This is a genomic window from Methanospirillum hungatei JF-1 (assembly GCF_000013445.1).
GTDB classification, from domain to species: domain Archaea; phylum Halobacteriota; class Methanomicrobia; order Methanomicrobiales; family Methanospirillaceae; genus Methanospirillum; species Methanospirillum hungatei.
Window position 1 is genome coordinate 1,963,101 of sequence record NC_007796.1, and the last position, 21,668, is coordinate 1,984,768.

Consider the following 21,668-nt stretch of genomic DNA (forward strand, 5'->3'; position numbering starts at 1 on the left):
TTTTTATCTACTGATATCACCCAATATGTCTCATCAACCATAATAAAGATACCCTAAAAATCCCATGAAAAGTGGTTTTTTCTGTGAGGTCATCTTTTGATCTCTTTTGAATATGAGAATCATTTCAATACCTTTCAGGAACCCGGATGAGATCAGAGAGATCAGATGTAAGGGGAATACCCTCTGATTATAGCCATTCTTCATCATTCTACCAGTTCGTGAGAGTGATCAGACACACCAGGACAAGGAACGAGTATGTATCAGCCTCCGGTACTTATTAACAGAGAAGCCTGTACAGCCTGTGGAATATGCGGTAAAGTCTGTATGTTTTCCATTATAATAAGCGATGAATCCGGATCTCCGGGTCTGAATCCGCATGCTCCTCCCTGCAGCCGGTGCGGTCATTGTATTGTATTCTGTCCTTCATCTGCAATACAATTGTCCGGTTTTGGAGAAAGACAAATTGTACCCGTGCTGTCTGAAAAGCCGGTTACTCCAGACCAGATCAAAACCCTTGTTACCTCCCGCAGGTCAACCAGACAGTACCTGAAAAAAGTCATTCCCCGAGAGGTTTTTGAAAATCTGTTTGATATCGTCAGGTATGCTCCATCAGCAATGAACCTTCAGACCGTCCACTGGCAGGTCATCTATGATACCAGCATTGTGGGGTCTGTTGGATCAGCAATCATCTCATGGATGAACCGGATGATAGAAGAACAAAGACTTCATGAGTTTGCTATTGGTTCATCATTTCCCTATATTACCAGGGAGTGGGAGAAAGGAAGGGACCTTATCACGCATGGGGCTCCCCATCTTCTCATGACATACTCAGGAGCCAGTGACCCTACAGCACCAACCGATGCCATAATTGCAACCAGTTACCTTGAGCTGACATCTATGGCATATGGTCTTGGAACCTGCTGGGCCGGGATAATAAAACGGGCAGCAGAATGGTCTCCGGAAGTCAGGTCTGTAATGGATCTTCCCGAAGGCACCATCCCTCAAACGGTTCTTCTCATCGGGTATCCGGCTTTACGGCACTATGCCATCCCCCCACGGGAACCAGCGAGGATTCGATGGAACGGGTGAATTTCCATGTATGTTATTCATACCATAATTGAAAATGATCGACATTCAAATAGAGCCACGCTATCCACTTTTTGGAACATACCCCTATAGAATTACACTCCGGCATCAGACCAGAATAGCACCCCTCTATAAAAACAACATAATCGTAGATCATCGTAATTGAATCAAGAATTAACCATAATTTTTTCTGCGTGCATATGTAATTATTGAGCGTATCAAATAAAATTTATTTTCCTGAAATAACAGCAATTTAGCTAAATTTTCTCGACACAAATTCTCTAGAGCAGAACATTTTGTAAGATGGGGCCTTTTACGCATAACGGGGAATAAAAACATCGACAATTCACGAATGGTCTCTTCTTTCGTTTCGAATTAAAATAAAAACACATAAATTACCTTTGTATTCATCTTGATTCCTACCAACTGTCATGATAAATAATGATAAATATCCATGCTCTCAAACGATACATACATGGAACTGCTCATCTTCCTGATACTCTTTCCTCTTCTGATGGCTGGCCTTTTGACACTCATTCAGGGCGAGAATTTCAGAAGAGCGGCAGTTATAAGTGGAGCAGTCCTGGTTGGGATTGCTTCTCTCATTACCCTTGCAGACAGTATCACCACCCAGGCAGTATACCACTCTGTTCCGGTCGATATGATTGGTATACTCATATTTATTGGTGATATCCTCATTAGCGGGTATATCATCTTTGTCAGTCTGAAAGCACGGCAGTATCTGGTAACCGGCATCACCATCCTGCAGCTTATTCTCCTGTGTGCCGTCGAATATCTGGCACTCGCAGACCATGCCCATATTCCTGAATTATTTTCAGATCAACTTTCAGGAATCATGGCTGCCATTATCGGAGTCATTGGAGGCCTTATCTGTGTATATGCTCTTGGATACATGCGAGAATATCATGCAGAGCATCCGGACCGTCCGGATAAGAGGCCCAGGTTCTTCGGAATCATGTTCCTCTTCCTTTCGGCAATGTTCGGAGTGGTCTTCTCAAATAACCTTCTCTGGCTGTTTTTCTTCTGGGAAATAACCACACTCTGTTCATTCCTGCTTATCAGATATCCGGAGACGGATGAAGCGGTAAAGAATGCTTTCAGGGCTCTGCTCTTCAATCTGGTCGGAGGAGCATGTATTCCGGTTGCGTTCCTGGTAATTTTCCTAGGCCAGGGATCACAATATATCGGACTTCATGAACTGGTAACTGCAGGACCCGGTATTGCCCTTATTCCCGCAGGACTCATAGCCATTGCAGGACTTGCAAAATCTGCACAATTCCCCTTTTCATCATGGCTTGTCGGAGCAATGGTTGCACCAACCCCGGTTTCAGCCCTTCTTCACTCAAGTACCATGGTAAAAGCAGGGGTCTATATTATTGCACGGTTCGCCCCGGTCTTTGAAGGACAGATTGTAGGGATCCTTATTGCGCTTATCGGGGGAATCACGTTCCTTGCTGCATCCGCCATTGCCATTTCACAGAGCAATGCAAAAAAGGTCCTTGCGTATTCAACTATTGCAAATCTGGGACTGATTGTTGCATGTTGTGGTGTCGGAACTGCAGAGGCACTCTGGGCTGCAATCCTTCTGATCGTCTTCCATGCTATTGCAAAATCCCTGCTCTTCCTCTCGGTTGGAACGGTGGAGCACCAGATTCATAGCAGAGATATTGAAGACATGAACGGTCTTGTCACCAGGATGCCCCGGATTACCATGATTATCCTGATAGGAATTGCCGGCATGTTTCTGGCACCGTTTGGAATGCTCATCTCGAAATGGGCATCCCTCCATGCCTTTGTGGAATCAGTTCCTCCATATGGTATCCTCCTGGTTATCATCATCGCGTATGGCAGCGGGATTACCGCCTTTTTCTGGGCAAAATGGATGGGGAAACTCATCGCCGTCGGAGAACCACAGACAAAAGACGAATCCCATATCCCAAGATCTGAAAAGAACATTCTCTATATTCTCTCAGCACTTACCATAGGAGTCTGTTTCGGGTTTCCCATCATCTCATGGTACCTGATTGAACCCTGGCTCCTAACCATGTATCAGTCGGTCACGGATCTCATCTCACTGAGCAATATCGAGATCATGTTCATGATGCTCTTTTTAGTGCTCATTATGCCGTTTTCTCTCGCCCGGTTCACGCATTCAGCACGACGGGTTCCCCGATACCTGTGTGGTATTCCGGAGGGACGGAGCACTGCATTCATGGGTAGTTGTGGGATAAACCGGGAAATAGCACTCTCAAATTACTATCTTGAGCGGATATTTGGTGAAGAACGTCTCTCCCGAATCAGTGTGGGGATGGGTATCTTCCTGATAGTCCTGCTTCTCAATATTCTTATTATCGGAGGTGGCCTGTGAATTCCATGGATCCGTTCATTGCAGCAGCATTGTTTATCATTCTTGCACCGGTTGTCGGCATACTCATCACCGGGCTGGACCGGATATTGACTGCACGGATGCAGGGGAGAGTCGGACCGCCGGTTCTCCAGCCCTGGTATGATATCCGCAAATTATTCCAGAAGAAACAGGTCGCAGTATGGGGAGCACAAAGCTTTTTCATCTTCTGCTATCTCATATTCATCATATTCACCGGGGCACTCTTCTTTGCCGGAGGGGACATCTTACTGGTCATATTCGCCTTTACCCTTGGCCATGTCTTCCTGGTGCTTGGTGCCTATGTATCGTACTCGCCCTATGCTCATATCGGAGCTGAGCGGGAACTTATCCAGCTGATGGCTGTCGAACCGATGATCATCATCGCAGCCATCGGACTTTACCAGGTGAATGGTTCATTCCTGATTGGTGATATGGCAAACCATCCTGGTCTTCCCATACTGCTTCTACCGGGCGTATTTCTCGGATTTATCTATATATTAACGTTTAAACTGAGGAAATCACCCTTTGATCTGGCAACCTCACATCATGCACACCAGGAACTCGTAAAGGGAAGTACGACCGAGTTTTCAGGCTGGACCCTTGCAATGGTCGAACTTGCCCATATCTATGAACTTGTCGTGATGCTCGGGTTTATCTGGTTATTCTTTGGGGATAATCTGATCCTGTGTGTGGCTGCAATAGCAATCATCATGATCCTTGAGATTCTGGTCGATAACTGCACATCAAGAGTCCGCTGGCAGGATGCCATGACCAGTGCCTGGTTTGTCACCCTTGTTGCCGGAGCCGGAAATATCTTTGCCCTTTCAATTATGTGAGAATCATGTCATACCTACAGAAATCACCCTGGATAATTCATTATGATGCCTCAAGCTGTAATGGCTGTGATATTGAGGTACTGGCCTGTCTGACTCCACTCTATGATGTAGAGCGGTTTGGGATTCTCAACACTGGAAACCCAAAACATGCTGATATATTCGTCATAACCGGTGGTGTCAATGAGATAAACAAAGAAGTTGTGCTGAACATCTATGAGCAGATGCCTCATCCGAAGGTTGTTGTTGCGGTTGGGATCTGTGCATGCTCCGGGGGAGTATTCAGAGAATGCTACAATATTTCAGGGGGTGTTGCAACAGTCATCCCGGTTGATGTCTATGTCCCCGGGTGTGCAGCAAGGCCTGAGTCAATCATTGATGGTATCGTGCAGGCTCTGGGGATACTTGAACAAAAACGGAGTGCGATGAAAGCAGGAGCGGAGGGAGTCGCATGAAGCAGCCACAACAGACAATCAAGACCATCGCAGTGGAGGAACTCATTCACCAGGTTCATTCATTTCATGATGACGGATATCGCCTGGTCCAGATCAGTTGTGCATCGGAAGGGGATGCTTTTGAAGTGACCTATAGTTTTGACAAGGATCTGACACTGATTCACCTTCGGATCCCTGCTTCCACTGAAAAACCAATCCCCAGTATCTCAAGGATTTATCTTGCCGCATTCGTGTACGAGAATGAAATTGCAGATCTCTTTGGAATTCCTTTCAGCGGGATAGCAATCGATTACAAAGGTACCTTTATCAGGACCAGTATTCCCCACCCCTTTGGATCGCCACAGATTTCGGTTGTGAAAAAGAAACCGGAGGGCCAGCATGAGTAAACAGATTATCGTCCCGTTCGGACCTCAGCACCCGGTCCTTCCTGAGCCCATTCATCTTGACCTCGTCTTGGAGGATGAGCGGGTCGTTGAGGCAATTCCCTCCATCGGGTATGTCCACCGTGGTCTTGAAAAACTTGTGGAAAAGCGTGATTACAAGGACTATGTCTTCATATCCGAACGCATTTGCGGTATCTGCAGTTTCATCCATGGAGCTACCTATTGCCAGGGAGTAGAACAGATTATGGGAATTGAAATTCCCAGACGTGCTGAGTTTCTTCGGGCAATATGGTCAGAATACTCCCGTATGCACAGTCATCTCCTCTGGCTTGGATGTTTTGCAGACGGCATAGGGTATGAAAACCTCTTTATGAACTGCTGGAAAGTCAGGGAGAAGATTCTTGATGTGTTGGAGCGGACAACCGGAGGTCGGGTCATCCAGGGAGTGAACCGTGTCGGTGGTGTCAGCAGGGATATGGATGCAGCAGAGCTGAAGCGGATTGAGTGTGAAATCCCAGGTTTACGGGATGACTTTACAGAACTGACCCGTATCTTTGATGAAGATCTGACGGTTCAGACGAGGACCAAAGGAATTGGTATACTCCCGAAGGATAAGGCATGGGATCTTGGGGCAGTTGGTCCGGTTATCAGGGGCAGTGGATATGCCGTTGATGCACGATCCACCGGTTATGGTGCCTATGATGAACTTGATTTCAAACCGGTTGTCAGAAATGAGGCTGACTGTCATGCCCGTTGTCTGGTGAGAGCAGAGGAACTCTTCACATCGCTGGATCTCATAGAGAACGCTATTGACCGGATCCCTGCCGGTGATATCCTGGCACCAGTCAAAGGCAACCCGTCCGGTGAATATTATGCACGGGCAGAGCAGCCACGGGGAGAAGTTATCCACTATGTGAAAGCGAACGGGAAGAAAAACCTGCTCCGTCACCGGGTCAGAACCCCAACGCTTGCCAATGTTCCTGCTCTTGTCCATATGCTGGCCGGATGTGAACTAGCCGATGTTCCGGTTATCGTGCTGACAATTGATCCCTGTATCGGCTGTATGGAGCGGTGATTCTCATGAAAGTAGGAGTTATGGCCCTGACCGTCCTCAAAAACCTTGTCAAAGGACCTGCAACCATCAGATATCCATACCAGCCGGCAAAGATGACGCCGGTAACCCGTGGTCACCTTGTTATCAATATTGATGATTGTATCTTCTGTGGTCTGTGTAAGATGCATTGTCCTGCTGATGCCATTGAAGTCAGCAAACCTGACCGGACCTGGAGGTTAAACCAGTTTCAGTGTGTTATCTGTGGGTGCTGTGTGAGTTACTGTCCGAAAGATTGTTTATCCATTGAGCAGACGTATCTTCCGCCGACGACATCAGCAACGATTGTTTCTGTAACCGGGCCTGAACCTGATAAGAAAGAGGGGCAGGGAGAACCAGTATCAAGTTAATTTTTATAATTTTTTTTGAGAAATTCTGAACTAATAAGCCAGATAATATATTCAATTTTCTCCCCTGACAAGTTTAAAATCAGGAAAGAGAATATATGAGAGAGAACAATTGAGGACTGCCAGATGAAAAGATATCAATTTACAACCCTAATTTGGGAAGAGGAGGGAGTCTACGTTTCAAAATGTGTGGAAATCGAAGTTGCATCCTGTGGTGACACCCCAAAGGAAGCTCTTGATAACCTCCGTGAAGCGATTGATCTCTGGCTAAAAAATGCTGAGTTTCTCGGAATCTTAACAGATGCTCTCCCTTCAATAACCTCATCAGAAAAATTTACCTCGGTGATAGAGGTTGAAGCAGCGTGAAGTTACCATAGGTTTCATCAAATACCTTAATAAAAAAAGTTTAAAAAAATTGGTTTTCAAGAAGCACCATATCAAGGTAAGGGGAGTCATCTCGCCCTGTACAAGGAGTCTAACGGGACAAAAATCCTCATAATAATTCCAAAACGTGATCCTATTCCGATTGGAACCCTTTTGTCAATTATGAAGCAAGCCCGGATGGAAAGAGAAGAATTCGTGGATTTTCTGAATCAGTGAGAGAGATATAATCAAATAATAACGAATAGATGGCCGGATATGGTTTCTTAAAACAGTTGGGATTTACCGGGACTGGATCTTTTTTAACCAATTTTAATGTAATTCTCGAAACGCTCAATTTCGAAACTTATTATCCATTATAGACCAAACTGTATGTAATGGGGAAACTTGAAGATCTAGAGCCAGGTGCAATAGTCAGAGGCATCCTCCCCTCATCACTGGTTACGGTAACCAGTGTGAAATGGTATGGGAAGGACTCACTTAAACTCACCTATGAAGATTCTTCAGGCCGGGCAGATAACCGTCTCTTATATCGGGATAATGAATCAGAGTTTGAAATTGAGACTGAAGGGAGACCCTGGAGTTTTCTGGGAGACTCGGATCTATTCCGGATGGCTGCAGAAGCCAGGAGAATACATCTTGCTCATCTCTTTGATCCCCTCCTTGCTATTCATACCTCCCTCGTCGAACCCCTTCCTCACCAGATTACCGCCGTATATGAGGAGATGATCACCCGACAACCACTCAGGTTTTTACTGGCAGATGATCCAGGTGCTGGAAAGACCATCATGGCCGGTCTTCTCATCAAGGAATTAATTGCCAGAGGTGATCTTCAACGATGCCTGATCGTTTGTCCAGGAAATCTTGTCGAGCAGTGGCAGGATGAGATGGATAGAAAGTTCAGCATCCCGTTTGAGATCATGACAAATGACAATTATGAGGCAGCCAGAACCGGTAACTGGTTTTTAGAAAACCCTCTTGCCATCTGTCGCCTTGACAAACTCTCCCGAAATGAGGATGTTCAGGAAAAATTACGGGTTACAGATTGGGATCTGGTCATCTGTGATGAAGCCCATAAAATGAGTGCCAGCTTTTTCGGGGGAGAGGCCAGGTTTACAAAACGATACCGGCTTGGGGAACTACTCTCCGGAGTTACCCGGCATTTTCTGCTCATGACGGCAACTCCTCACAATGGGAAAGAAGAAGACTTTCAGCTCTTTCTTCGACTCCTTGACGGTGATAGGTTTGAAGGGAAGTTCAGGGATGGCGTCCACCTTTCAGATCCCTCTGATCTCATGAGGAGACTGCTGAAAGAACAACTCCTCAAATTTGATGGGACTCCTCTCTTTCCTGAACGTCGGGCATATACCGCAAATTACACCCTTTCAACCATCGAGGCTGAGCTATACCGTCGTGTTACTGAGTATGTCAGGGAGGAATTCAACCGTGCTGATAGCATAGAAAACGAGGGACGAAGAGGGACAATTGGATTTGCCCTTACTATCCTTCAACGTCGTCTGGCATCTTCCCCTGAAGCTATCTATCAATCTCTTCGGAGAAGGCGTGAACGACTCCAGGACCGTCTCCGGGAGGAAAGACTTCTCCAGCGTGGTGCCGATCGCCCGGATATCAGTCGATCAATCCCTGAAATGAGTCGGGATGATATCGATGAACTTGAAGATGCCCCTGACGAAGAACTTGAACAGATAGAAGAGCAGTTGGTAGACCGTGCATCTGCAGCCCGGACGATTGAGGAACTGAAGATTGAGATAGAAACTCTTCAAACTCTCGAAGAACTGGCACTCCGGGTCAAACAATCCGGTTCTGATAAAAAATGGGAAGAACTCTCCGCAATATTGCAGGGTGATCAGGAGATGTTCGATGTTCATGGTTCCCGGAGAAAATTGATCATTTTTACTGAACATCGGGATACGCTGAATTATCTGACTGAAAAGATCCGGGCACTTATCGGAAGGGAAGAAGCAGTTGTTGTTATTCATGGAGGTTTGGGGAGGGAACAGAGAAAGAATGCTGAACAGGCATTTACCCAGGATAAAGAAGTCCTCATCCTTATTGCTACGGACGCTGCCGGGGAAGGTATCAACCTTCAACGTGCTCATCTGATGGTCAATTATGATCTCCCCTGGAATCCGAACCGGCTTGAACAGCGGTTTGGCAGGATTCACCGTATTGGGCAGACTGAGGTCTGTCATCTCTGGAACCTTGTAGCGGCAGAGACCAGGGAGGGTGAAGTGTGGAAGCGACTGCTCGAAAAATTGAATATTGAACGGGAAGCTCTGGGAGGTCAGGTCTTTGATGTGCTGGGGAGTCTGACTTTTAATGATCAACCGCTTCGTGATCTGTTGATCGAGGCTATTCGATATGGTGACCAGCCAGAGATTCGTGCAAAACTGAACAAGGTCGTCGAAGCAGCTCTTGACCATGATCACCTCAAGAAACTGATCGAGGAACGAGCTCTTGTCTCCAATGCCATGGATGTCAGCATGGTTCAGAAGATACGGCAAGATATGGAACGGGCAGAGGCACGGAAATTACAGCCCCACTAGAGGGTGTTGCACCAATGATCAATATCATGCAGGATCACAAATGATCGATCTCTACCCCTTAAGCTATCAACCAAAATAGACTAATTGATGTATGAACCTGCATGTATCAATTCCCACTTTACATACTGTGTTTGCAAAAATATAGGAAAAACCTGAACCTCTTGACGGTTTTATAATATTCGTAGCAAATTCTTTAATTTTAACTATACCCTCAAATCTGATAAGTTTTTTTATATTATGCACTAATGCAGCTAAAAAGAATTCTCCCTCGCAATTCTCTTTCCCTTTTTGAGAGAAACTCCTAAACCTCATATTATGTTTCATATTACCAAAAACTGGTTCGACCATGTATTTTCGTTTTCGATATAACTCTCTACCAGTGGGGGATTTCACACGTACTTCCATAACTCGTTTACAAATTTCCTGAGTTGTTGCTTGTTTCTCTCTGTTCATAAAAGATTGCCAAACAAACGTCCCGATACTTTGCAATTCCGGAAATGTGATTATTTCTCCCATACAAATCGCCCGACATATCATTTCCATTCGTGAGATATACCCATCATTATCTGAATATTCTGGAATTTTTCTTTCTTTAGAAGGAGGGATGATGAGTTGAATGCCATAATCCAATTCTGCTAAAGAATTCGGGTATGAGAAATAACCTGCATCAGATAGTAGTATATTAGGCGAAATTGATGGATGAATACCCGTAAAAAGGTCTTCGAGTTCATTTAGCATAGGTATTAATAATTTTTTATCGTTTTGCTCATCTGATATCATTGCAGCGAGGATAAATTGATTTTCAGAAACGATAATCTGCCCATTATACCCTTGAATCCAGCCATTGGTGGTTGACATTATCTGACTTTCAGGATCAGTGAGATTTACTTTTGAATCTGAAGATGGCTCTTTTTTAGGCTCTAAAGGCTTTCTACCTCGTTTCTTTTTACCCGATTCTAATTCTTCTTTTTCGCGGTCCAGAATCTTTTCTTCTTGTTTTTTAGATTCGATATCATGTCGTTCAATTAATTTCTCTTTAGCCCGATTAAGAACTTCCTTTCGTTTTTCTTTTGTTGAAAGATGCTCAGGTAGTCGGTTAATCTCCATATCCTGAATATTTATATCATCGTTTTCTAACTCATCAATTTCCTGTGATTCATCAAAAAGCCGACCTAGCTCTGCTTCAAGGTATTTTAATTTTTTATTGGCTGATAAAGAGGCATTACAGCCAAATTTTGATCCATCGAGGGCTAGGACACCGATTCTTGCTATCCCGGATTCTACGATAATTTGAGATAATTGTTTAAAAAGGGATTTGATTTCTTTTGAATTATTCTTCTTGAAACGATAGATCGTTGTATGGTCAGGTGTAAGATTATTGGCGACGATCCGATATCCAATATCATAATGGCAGCACATCTCAATTTTTCTGCTAGATTTTTCTCCACGAATCATTGAATAAATTATTATTCCAAGCATTGAACGAGGATCAAAAAAGGCAGAACCGCGACCATCGTCACGATATTTATTAATAAATGGACTAATATCGAGAATCGAAAGAATTTCTAATATGCCATAAGTAATATCATTTTCAGATAGCCAGTCCATCGCATTGACAGGGAGTAAAAATTGTTGTTCATTACCATATCCTCTAATCATGTTATAGCGATGAGACATATAATATATTGATCTTAATAATATATATAATTAAGCTTTAATAATTTATATTAAGCTTTTTTTGTGTTTGTGCAACAGCCTCACTATATCGGCTCATTTTTCCTGACTGCATTCCGTTCCCTGGGTGGTTCTATTCATGAGCGGGAGAGTGACCGGTATGAGATCCCACATGTCCCGGTAGTCATCCGAAACCGGGACCGGATCATCGGGACTCGTGAGTCTATTCTGAAATCATACGAACGGGTAACTTTTAATAAGAAACTCATCAGAGCTCAGGGAAAACCACTTGCAGAGTTTATCTGTCCTGGTCATCCGCTTCTTGAATCGGTCATTGATCTTATCAGTGAACGATATCAGGATCTCCTGAAACAAGGCGCTATCTTCATTGATGAACTGGATACATCAGAAAAAATCCGTGCATTGGTTATCCTTGAACACAGTATCTCTGATGCCAGTATTACCCGGACCGGAACCAGACGGATTATTTCCCGAAGGATGCAGTTTGTTGAGATCTCTGAAGACCAAACGATTCATTCTGCCGGATATGCTCCATATCTGGATTACCGACCACCAAAAGAGGATGAGTTGCCGGTTATTGAAAGTTTTGGAGTTCCTGAATGGATTGCCCGGAGTCTTGAAGAAACGGCGAGTGATTATGCTATTCAACATCTGGTTCCGGAACATCTGGCAGAAGTAAAACGGCAGCGGGAACCATTGATTGATAAAACGCTTCAGGAGGTTCATAACCGCCTCACTCGGGAGATCACTTACTGGGATTACCGTGCTGAGCAATTGAAGGAACAGGAACAGGCCGGCCGGGTCAATGCTAAGATTAATTCAGCAAAAGCCAGGGCTAGAGCCGATGAACTGTCTGCCCGTCTCCATCGTCGTGAGGACGAACTGAATGAGGAACGGACCCTTACCCCATCTCCTCCTGTTATGACTGGGGGAGCGATGATTATTCCGATTGGACTACTCTGGAAATTTGAGGGGAAAACTCATACTCCTAATCTGTTTGGCTGTGATACCAAACGGGTTGAACTCCTTGCGATGAAAGCAGTAATGGAGTATGAAAAAGGACTTGGGTTTATTCCCCGGGATGTGAGTGCTGAAAAGGTCGGATATGATATTGAATCGGTAATTCCGGGGACTGGGAATCTCCGGTTCATTGAGGTAAAAGGCAGGGTGAAAGGGGCAACAACGGTAACGGTAACCAGGAATGAGATCCTGACCGCTTTGAATAAACCAGATGATTTCTATCTGGCCTTGGTTGAGGTTGAGGGGGAGCAGACAACGGTTAGGTATGTTCAGCATCCGTTTAAAAAAGAGCCGGATTTTGCTGCGACAAGTGTGAACTATGATATCAGTGAATTAATTCAATGAAAACCTATGATTATATAGGTAATTCTAACAAATATACCTAATATTAATGGAAGAGCGATCATTCATAGTAAATTGATGTTGGATTATGTTAAAAGATGAATTTGAACGAATTTGGGAGCAATTAACCCAAAAACGTCCGCATGTAAATAATCGATTAGAACAAGTACGTATTCAAAATATTCGTGGCATTGTGGATATTTCAATTCGCTTTCCATATCCAGTTAGTGTACTCGCTGGACCAAATGCATGTGGGAAAACAACAGTTCTTCATGCATTAGGATGCCTGTATATAAATAAATTGGGACGATCATTTACTCCTGCAAAATTATTTCCTGATTTTAAGACAAAAAATCCAGATATTCCTCATGATTCTGGTGGAAATAATCAAATTTCATATCTATATTATTCTAATAAGGTTCCATCAGAGATGTTATGGAAGAGAAACGCGGATAAATGGAATAAAAGTTATTTTGGGAGGAAGGGCGTTAATCAGCCGGAAAGAATAGTTTATCTTCGCAATCTTTCACAACTCAGTAGTCCTGCAGAAATTATTAGCCTTCAAAAAATGGGACAAGAACAAATTAACTGTGATGAAATTCCTCCCCAACTGATTACTCTCGCTCATCAAATCCTGCCTCATCATTATGCCCGTCTTTATTTATTATCCCATAAAGCCAAAGATTTGTTATTTGCTGAGCGGGATGATGCTGATCATCCAAGTTACTCAGAATTTCATATGTCAGCCGGTGAAAGAGCTATTCTTCGCCTATCAAGGGATATATCAACTCTTCACGATGCCCTCATATTAATTGATGAAATCGAGGCAGGATTACACCCATATACACAACAAGTGCTTATGCTAGAATTACAGCGTCTTGCTCTTCGGCAGGATCTCCAGATTATTGTTACATCACATAGTCCATTTATTTTAGAGTCTGTGCCATCTGAGGGGCGCATTTTCTTAGAAAGGTCTGATAATGGGGTGACCGTTACCCCACCGTATCGCGACTTTGTTCAAAGGGCATTGTACCACCAATATTTGGACTTATTATCTGTTGTTTGTGAGGATGATATAAGTGAAGAATTGGTGAGAGGGGTTGTCGAAATTCTTTCTCCGAAATTGGATCTTCGACAGTCAATAATTCAGGTTGGACGTGATACAGGTAAGGATGAATTTAATCATTATATCCGTGCGTTGGCTAAATTTAACAGATTGGATCAATTTATCTTTGTCCTAGATGGAGATTCTAGAGACTATAAAGATCAACTTGAGAAGACTGCAAAAACTGAACGATGCTCCTTAATGATTTTAGTCCTTCCTGGTGAGTATTCACCTGAACGCTATATTATTACAACCTTAAATCAGTACTCGAGTGAATACGCAGAACATTTCGGTTGCTCAAGTCATGATTTTCGGAAGATTGTATCTGACTTTATTCAGTTATATGAAAAAAGTACAGGAAAGGAACGAGATATTGCAAAGGAGATTCTCCATTCCATCAGTTTAGAGATTAAGACTGATGAAGGCAGAATAGCCAGAACGGTCGGTAGAGTAGAGACTAGTCGAATAGGATCAGATATGGAAATTTTTTCAAGGGGACTAGAAGAATTTATTCTTCTCTGGAGGTCCTAATCGTTTGAATGCATAGGATCTTCAAATCCAATATATGAGAATGTGCAGGAATTACTCGAATTATTGTAGACTTACCTTAAATTGTACTCCATATCCCAATATGACGTTGGTGGATGCTTTAAATAAATGATCAGAAAATATTTCACCATATCTATTTTGAAACGTATAACCAATAAATGTTTATTCAAACAAATGAAAAACAAGGCAATATAGGGATCTCATGACAGAGAGACAAAAAAAGAAAAAAACATTATCAATATCACAACGGTATTCCTCATCAGAGCCACCAAGGACAATACTTACCAATGAATCAACTGCACACCCTCATAAGTTTTCAATAGGCCTGAAAAACATCGGTCCAATTGAATCGGGTGACATTACAATAAAACCCTGTACAATTATTATTGGTTCAAATCGTTCAGGAAAATCCTATATAGCAAAAATAATTTATGCAATGTACTCCCTTCAGAATGACCTTTATTATTCAACAGGTTCTTTTCAATATTTTCAAAATAATTATCTTAAAGATGAACTCCCAATACCCCAGGAATTATTTAAATTAATTCAGGAATGGGATATAAAATCAGACTTAATTCTTCCTGATTCAATTCTATCAGAAATATCTGATTCTCTTTTTTCTAATATTACAGAAAAACTCTTTACAAATGCACTAATCGATGTTTTTAACACTCAATTAAATGAATTAATTTCAAAACAACGCAATGAGGGTGAATTCCTATTTAAAATTCGAGGAGAAACTCTTTCCACGACATTAGATAAGGAAGGGCTTCATTTACACATTAAACCAGATATTCTCAAGCTAATACAGTATAAAATTACGTATCAAAAAAACGATGATAAAATAGACATAAGTTATCACAATTTTCATTTTGTTCATCCATATTCTCTAATAAGAGATAATGATGGGCTTTTAAAAATTGCTCGTGATATGACCTATTGCATTGCAGCAGGAATACTACAGGATTATTATTTTTACAATTCTTTTGATGGTGTGTATTTCCCGGCAGGAAGAGCATCTCTCATGGAGATGAAACCTTTTGTCGCAATGCAATTGTTAAGTTCATCTCGTGCCAGTGCAAAACCCTCTCCAAAGATGAGTTCAGTCTTCTCTGACTTTTTTGCATTACTTGAGAAGGTATTAGCAACGAAAGACATCTCAAATGATCAGTATGATGAACTTATAGGGCATTTAATCGGAGGAAGATTTGAAATAAATAAATTATCGGATAATGAGTTTGAGTACCAATATTACTCTGAAAAAAATCCTATTCCGTTTCATCTTCTATCTTCAGGAGTTCAGGAATTGGCACCCATTCTTCTCTACATTAAATATCGTATGCAACCTGGTGATCTGATCATCATCGAAGAGCCAGAAGCCCACCTACACCCTGCAAATCAGTTACTGATGGCACAATTGATTACAAAGATGATTCGGGAGAAAGTAACGGTTGTTCTTACTACTCATAGTGATTATCTGGTTGAACAACTTGCTAATTATCTTAAAACGGGATTATTATCCCCGGATGACCGTAAAGGTCTTGTTTCAGATAGTGATCTCTACATTCATGATGATGAGATCGGCGTGTATGTCATGGAAAAATCCGAAAAAGACGACCTTTATCATGCCAGGGAATTACCCATTGATCCACTGATAGGAATTCCTTCAGAAGAATTTGTCCGTGTCTCTGAAATACTATACAATGAGACAATTCAGATTGAACAGGAATTAGAGGCAGAATAAATATGGGTTCCAGGATTCGGAAGTTGCCTCTTGATTGTCTTAAAGATAAGTCTGAAGATGGTTTTTTGGAGGAAGAGACTAAAAGGAAGAGATGTTCTGAAAAGGGAACCGGGATTAGATTTGAACAGATTGAGGATGTTCTCATAATTAAATCAGAAAAATTACGAAATGAAAAAGGAACTTTTCTGACCGAAATTGATGGATATAAGGTCTGTGATCACATTGTTTTCATCAAAGGGGAGCTGGAATTTATTCTTCTTATTGAATTATGTAAAGGTTCTTCAAAAAGCCATGATGAGATAATTCAGCAATTCTCTCATGGAGGTGAAGAATCCCTTCGACTTCTTAAAGAATGTTCACATCCCCCTGATTCATGTATTTTTGGTTTTTTTTATATTTACACAACCGTGAGAAGTAACCAGTTTTTCAAGATACTGAAAGGAAAAAGGGTCCGATTCAGGGGCAAAGATTACCCAGTACGTCCTATGCAAGCAAGGAAGAATGGTTTTTTCGTAGCAACACCTGAAATTCTTGATTCTGAACTCATTCCTCGAAAAAAACGCTGATTGTGATCCAATGACACAACAAACCACCCCACCCTACCGAAAAAAACTGATCGAAGTCGCCCTCCCTCTCGAAGCCATCAACAAAGAATCCGCCCGTGAAAAAAGTATCCGCCATGGTCATCCCTCAACCCTCCACCTATGGTGGGCAAGACGACCACTTGCTGCCTGTCGTGCCGTGATATTCTCCTCCCTGGTCGATGATCCTTCTGCCTGGCCTGAACTCTTTCCCACCGAAGAGGAACAAGAGAAGGAACGTGAGCGACTCTTCAGGATCATCGAAGAACTGGTCATCTGGGAGAACTCGAATAATCCCGGCGTTCTGCTGAAGGCTCATACCGAGATTGCCCGGTCACTCGCCAGGGGCCGGAATGAGCCTCTTCCAGAAGGAGCAGATGCGATTAGGGCATACATTGCTGAACATGCTCCCCCGCTCTATGATCCGTTCTGTGGTGGCGGGTCGATCCCCCTCGAAGCCCAGCGGCTTGGTCTGAAGGCATATGCGAGTGATCTCAACCCGGTCGCCGTGTTAATCACCAAGGCCCTCATCGAGATCCCGCCAAAGTTTGCTGGTATGCCCCCGGTCAATCCGGAGTCCCGGAAAAATAAAAAAATATCAGGGGGATGGGAAGGAGCAAAAGGACTGGCCGAGGATGTCAGGTATTATGGGCAATGGATGCGGGATGAGGCAGAGAAACGGATTGGACATTTGTATCCGAAAGTCAAAATTACGGAGGAGATGGCAAAAGACCGGCCTGACCTAGTACCGTATGTGGGACAGGAGTTAACGGTGATTGCCTGGATCTGGGCAAGGACAGTGCAATCACCGAACCCTGCAGCGGGGGGGGCAGAGGTTCCATTGGTTAGGTCATTTTGGTTATCTACAAAAAAAGGGAAAGAAGCATGGGTTGAACCAATAATTGATCGAGAGAAAAATGAATATCATTTTGAAGTAAGAAGGAGTGATCCCACGATAAATGGACCTTTAGAAGGCATTATGAGTAGGAAAGGAGGAAGATGTCTAATCACCGATGTTCCAATGCCATATCCTTACATACGATCAGAAGCAAAGGCTGGTCGAATGGGAACCCGTTTAATGGCTATCGTTGCTGAAGGAAATCGTGGTAGGGTTTATCTTTCTCCCTGTGTTGAACATAGTGAGATCGGTGAACAGATTAAAGCAATTTGGAAACCAGAGGGGGAAATCCCCAAAAAACACCGAAATTTTCAACCCCCTGTATATGGTATGGATAATTTTGGTGATCTTTTTACTAAACGGCAATTAGTAATACTTAATTGCCTTTCTGATCTCATTCCCGAAATACATAGTGAAATATCTAAACGAATTAAGGATTTAAAATTAGAATCCAGCGACGAAAATTATAATGATTATGCAGATGCAGTCGCAACATATCTTGGCTTTGCAATAGATAAAGGTGTGAATTATTGGTCTACTCTATCTAGTTGGCACTCGGGAAGAGACACAGTTACCAGTACATTTTCGAGACAAGCTTTACCAATGGTTTGGGATTTTACTGAAGCCAATCCCTTTAGCAATTCATCGGGAAATATCTCTTCAGGAATTGATCAAGCCAAAAAAATGTTAGAAAATATATATGCAAATAATCCAGGTGAAGTATATCAAAGAGATGCATCCAGTTCATTATTGAATATCAATTCAACAATAATTTCAACAGATCCCCCTTATTATGACAACATCTGTTATGCTGATTTGAGTGATTTTTTTTATGTATGGCTACGTCGCTCTTTAAATAGTATATATCCAGATATATTTTCTACTCTATTAACTCCTAAAAATCAAGAATTAATTGCTAGTTCAAATCGCCATGATGGAGATATTCATAAGGCTAAAGTTTTTTTTGAAAATGGGTTAAAAAAGGTTTTTCTGCAAATTAAAACAAATTACAATACTTTGTTTCCATTTACAGTTTACTACGCGTTTAAACAATCTGAAGTTGATAATTCTGATGACTTAAATTCCCAAATAATTTCAACAGGATGGGAAACTATGCTTACTAGCCTAAGTGAAGCAGGTTTCATGATTATTGGCACTTGGCCTATGAGAACAGAATTAACGGGAAATTTGAAAAAGCAGTTTTCAGCACTCGCTTCCTCCATCGTTCTCGTCTGTCGTCCCCGTCCTGACGATGCCAAGACCGTAACCCGCCGGGAATTCCTCTCTGCTCTAAAAAAAGAACTCCCTAAGTCCCTTCACAATCTCCAACAGGGACTCATTGCTCCGGTCGATCTCGCCCAGGCTGCTATTGGTCCCGGTATGGCCGTATTTACCCGGTATGCCAAGGTAATGGAATCAGACGGATCTGCCATGACCGTCCGGACTGCTCTCGGAATCATCAACCAGATCCTTGACGAAGTTCTGGCTGAACAGGAAGGAGAATTCGATACCGATACCCGGTGGGCTGTTGCCTGGTTTGAACAACACGGAATGGAAGAAGGGCCATATGGAGAAGCAGAAACCTTGGCAACTGCTAAGAATATTGCGGTCCAGGGGCTTGTCGATGCAGGCATTCTTACCGCAAAGGGAGGAAAGGTTCATCTTATCAATCGGTCAGAATATCCGAATAATTGGGACCCTACCACTGACACCCGTCTCCCAGTCTGGGAAGCGACCCAGCACCTTATCCGGACGCTTGAAAATCAGGGTGAGCAAGGGGCTGCTGATCTTTTGAATAAGCTTGGAGGGACGATGGGAGATCAGGCCCGTGATCTTGCATACCGGCTCTATGCCATCTGTGAACGAAAAAAATGGTCCTCTGAAGCCCTGGCATACAATAGTCTGATTATTTCATGGCCGGAGATCAGTAAATTGGCTCAGGGAAGTCTTACTGGGACGACTGGACAACAGACATTGTAAATATCGGTTAAACAGAAATTGCATGCTATAACCCGCATTGAATAATGAAAAAAGGTCACACACTGTGTGACGTATTGATATTATCACAAAATAATCTCCAAGGAACAATTATAGAACCTGACTCCTATACCAATCAACGATTACAATAAGAGGGATCCTGATAATGAATGAAATTCCAGAGCAACCTGATCTACAGGAGGAAAAGATGAAAGAGAAGGTTTTAACCTTCCCGGTGAAATATCGTGGTATACTCACAGGTTTTAATGGAAGAGAAGAAGAACGTCTCATGCGAAATGAATGGGACTGAAAAACACGAACAAAAAGGATAAGATGAGAATGGGAAGATCTGAGAAACCTCCCCAGATAGAAAAACTGGAGGTGAAAAATTACCGGGTCCTTCGTCACCTGGAATTATCAAAACTTACCCCCTTAACCATATTTATCGGACCGAATGGAAGCGGTAAATCTACAATATTTGATGTATTTGCGTTCCTGTCTGAATGCTTCACCCAACCGGGAGGACTACGAACTGCATGGGAGAAGAGGGGAAGGTTTAAACATCTGCGTTCACGAGGGAGCACCGATCCAATATCCATTGAGATAAAGTACCGGGAAAAAAGTGACTCCCCACTCATCACCTATCATCTTGAGATAGATGAACGAGAACGAGGTCCAGTTGTAACGAGTGAATGGCTACAATGGAAGAGAAGTTCATGGGGGAGACCATTTAAATTTCTTGATTTTTCTGAAGGGCACGGCACCGTCATCACCGGTGAGAACCCGGATGAATCAGCAGAACGACAGGTCGAATCTCTCAATTCACCGGAGACATTAGCCGTTGCAACACTGGGTCTGTTCTCAAAACACCCCCGGGTGAGTGCTCTTCGGGATTTCATCACCAGATGGCATCTCTCATACCTGACTGCAGATAATACCAGGACCACTCCTGCAGCCGGAGGGCAGGAACACCTCTCATCAACGGGCGATAACCTGCCGAATGTGATACAATATCTCATGGAGCGGCATCCCTTTGTATATGAAGAGATTCGCCAGACCCTGACATCCCGCATTCCACGGCTCAGCCGTATTGATGCAGAGATAATGGGAGATACCCGGTTAAACCTTCAGATATATGATGAACCATTTAAAGAACCAATCCTTGCACGCTTTGCATCCGACGGGACTTTGAAAATGCTTGCATACCTGGTTCTCCTCAATGACCCGGTTCCAGGATCACTTATCGGAATCGAAGAACCTGAAAACCAGCTTCACCCCCTGCTCCTCCCTCACCTTGCAGAAGAATTTCATAAAGCAACAAGCAGGACGCAATTACTGGTGACAACCCACTCACCTGCCCTTATCAACGAAGCAAAACCGGAAGAAGTCTTCTCGATCTACCGGGATGAAGATGGATATACCAGGGCAGAACGGCTGTCAGATATCGAAGAACTGAAAGGCTTTCTGGAGGAAAAGATCCCTCTCGGAGATCTCTGGATGGAGAATTTTGTCCCGAACAGTGATCCCATTACCTATTCCAGATACCAATGAAGATTGACATTCTGGTTGAAGAGCCATCCATGAAAGGATTTCTGGAGCCAGTTCTTCCAAAGATTATACTTCCTCCGGATACCTGGAGTATCCATGTTTTGTCTTGCTTTAAGACTAAACTTGAAAAACGGCTTCGAGGATTTACTCATCAGGACCCAGGAAAATACAGAATAATCATCATAAGTGACCTTGATCGAAAGGATTGCAGGGAGATGAAACAATGGCTCGAAGAAATCGTCCATCGGGCTGGTCTTCATACAAAAACCAACCCAGATATGGATGGTTCCTATTCGGTGATAACAAGACTTGCAATTCAGGAACTCGAATCATGGATATTAGGAGATTTCCGAGCAATACATGCGGTTTATAGTCGTGTCCCGGAAACACTTGGAACCCATACGAAATATAAAACTCCTGATAATGTAGGAAATACCTGGGAATCACTTCATGCTTTGCTGAAAAAAGGTGGGTACTGTGGTGACATCTATCCAAAGATTGAAGTAGCCCGAAAGGTAGCTTCACATATCGACCCTCACATGAATCAGTCTCAAAGTTTTCAGATATTTCTTCAGGGACTGAACACACTCCTCTCTCCTTCATCCACATCCACATAATCAGGAGAGAACTTTTTCTTTT

General features: G+C 43.0%; 17 protein-coding genes and 1 pseudogene. 17 read left to right on the plus strand and 1 reads right to left on the minus strand.

All coding sequences use genetic code 11. The features are described from left to right. The first annotated feature begins 255 nt into the window (after positions 1-255). The 10 genes and pseudogenes from MHUN_RS09085 (at position 256) to MHUN_RS09125 (ending at position 9,570) form a co-directional block, all read left to right on the plus strand. A complete protein-coding gene (locus tag MHUN_RS09085) occupies positions 256-1,089 on the plus strand; it encodes a nitroreductase family protein (RefSeq protein ID WP_011448727.1) in 834 nt (277 codons plus the stop codon). A 451-nt stretch (positions 1,090-1,540) separates the two neighbouring features. Further along, positions 1,541-3,475 carry an NADH-quinone oxidoreductase subunit 5 family protein gene (locus MHUN_RS09090; RefSeq protein ID WP_239441515.1) on the plus strand — a complete coding sequence of 645 codons (1,935 nt, stop codon included), beginning with the start codon at positions 1,541-1,543 and terminating at the stop codon, positions 3,473-3,475. Between the two features lie 5 nt (positions 3,476-3,480). Beyond that, positions 3,481-4,329 (plus strand): respiratory chain complex I subunit 1 family protein, encoded by an 849-nt coding sequence (locus MHUN_RS09095; protein WP_011448729.1) that lies wholly within the window; start codon positions 3,481-3,483, stop codon positions 4,327-4,329. A 5-nt stretch (positions 4,330-4,334) separates the two neighbouring features. Then, positions 4,335-4,781, plus strand: coding sequence for an NADH-quinone oxidoreductase subunit B family protein (locus MHUN_RS09100; protein ID WP_011448730.1), 447 nt, complete (start codon positions 4,335-4,337; stop codon positions 4,779-4,781). Next, positions 4,778-5,167 carry an NADH-quinone oxidoreductase subunit C gene (locus tag MHUN_RS09105; protein ID WP_011448731.1) on the plus strand — a complete coding sequence of 130 codons (390 nt, stop codon included), beginning with the start codon at positions 4,778-4,780 and terminating at the stop codon, positions 5,165-5,167. The genes MHUN_RS09100 and MHUN_RS09105 overlap by 4 nt, the downstream gene beginning before the upstream one ends. Then, positions 5,160-6,239, plus strand: coding sequence for a nickel-dependent hydrogenase large subunit (locus tag MHUN_RS09110; RefSeq protein ID WP_011448732.1), 1,080 nt, complete (start codon positions 5,160-5,162; stop codon positions 6,237-6,239). Before MHUN_RS09105 ends, MHUN_RS09110 begins: the two co-directional genes overlap by 8 nt. A 5-nt stretch (positions 6,240-6,244) precedes the next feature. Further along, positions 6,245-6,625, plus strand: a complete 381-nt coding sequence (locus MHUN_RS09115; protein ID WP_011448733.1) for a 4Fe-4S binding protein — start codon at positions 6,245-6,247, stop codon at positions 6,623-6,625. 123 nt (positions 6,626-6,748) lie between these two features. Next, positions 6,749-6,988, plus strand: a complete 240-nt coding sequence (locus MHUN_RS09120; protein ID WP_011448734.1) for a type II toxin-antitoxin system HicB family antitoxin — start codon at positions 6,749-6,751, stop codon at positions 6,986-6,988. A gap of 45 nt (positions 6,989-7,033) precedes the next feature. After that, positions 7,034-7,222 (plus strand): annotated as a pseudogene (locus tag MHUN_RS20030) (type II toxin-antitoxin system HicA family toxin); the annotation flags it as partial. A 158-nt stretch (positions 7,223-7,380) separates the two neighbouring features. After that, on the plus strand, positions 7,381-9,570 hold the full coding sequence (locus MHUN_RS09125) for a DEAD/DEAH box helicase (RefSeq protein WP_048067945.1): 2,190 nt from the start codon (positions 7,381-7,383) through the stop codon (positions 9,568-9,570). Positions 9,571-9,636: 66 nt separating this feature from the next. On the opposite strand, the gene MHUN_RS09130 is transcribed toward MHUN_RS09125, so the two are convergent. Next, positions 9,637-11,247 (minus strand): IS1182-like element ISMhu2 family transposase, encoded by a 1,611-nt coding sequence (locus MHUN_RS09130; RefSeq protein WP_011447087.1) that lies wholly within the window; start codon positions 11,245-11,247, stop codon positions 9,637-9,639. Between the two features lie 69 nt (positions 11,248-11,316). Here MHUN_RS09130 and MHUN_RS09135 point away from each other — a divergent pair, with 69 nt between their 5' ends. From MHUN_RS09135 to MHUN_RS09165, 7 genes are all read left to right on the plus strand, one after another. Further along, a complete protein-coding gene (locus MHUN_RS09135; protein WP_204222937.1) occupies positions 11,317-12,630 on the plus strand; it encodes a DUF3883 domain-containing protein in 1,314 nt (437 codons plus the stop codon). A gap of 85 nt (positions 12,631-12,715) precedes the next feature. Further along, positions 12,716-14,263 (plus strand): ATP-dependent nuclease, encoded by a 1,548-nt coding sequence (locus MHUN_RS09140; protein ID WP_011448735.1) that lies wholly within the window; start codon positions 12,716-12,718, stop codon positions 14,261-14,263. Positions 14,264-14,483: 220 nt separating this feature from the next. Beyond that, positions 14,484-16,025 (plus strand): AAA family ATPase, encoded by a 1,542-nt coding sequence (locus MHUN_RS09145; RefSeq protein ID WP_011448736.1) that lies wholly within the window; start codon positions 14,484-14,486, stop codon positions 16,023-16,025. A 23-nt stretch (positions 16,026-16,048) separates the two neighbouring features. Continuing rightward, positions 16,049-16,591, plus strand: a complete 543-nt coding sequence (locus MHUN_RS09150) for a hypothetical protein (RefSeq protein ID WP_143709442.1) — start codon at positions 16,049-16,051, stop codon at positions 16,589-16,591. Positions 16,592-16,601: 10 nt separating this feature from the next. Beyond that, positions 16,602-19,484: a DUF1156 domain-containing protein gene (locus MHUN_RS09155; protein ID WP_011448738.1), complete on the plus strand. Its 2,883-nt coding sequence runs from the start codon at positions 16,602-16,604 to the stop codon at positions 19,482-19,484. Between the two features lie 330 nt (positions 19,485-19,814). After that, positions 19,815-21,032, plus strand: coding sequence for an AAA family ATPase (locus MHUN_RS09160; protein WP_011448739.1), 1,218 nt, complete (start codon positions 19,815-19,817; stop codon positions 21,030-21,032). Beyond that, positions 21,029-21,646, plus strand: a complete 618-nt coding sequence (locus tag MHUN_RS09165) for a DUF4276 family protein (protein WP_011448740.1) — start codon at positions 21,029-21,031, stop codon at positions 21,644-21,646. The genes MHUN_RS09160 and MHUN_RS09165 overlap by 4 nt, the downstream gene beginning before the upstream one ends. Positions 21,647-21,668: the final 22 nt, after the last annotated feature.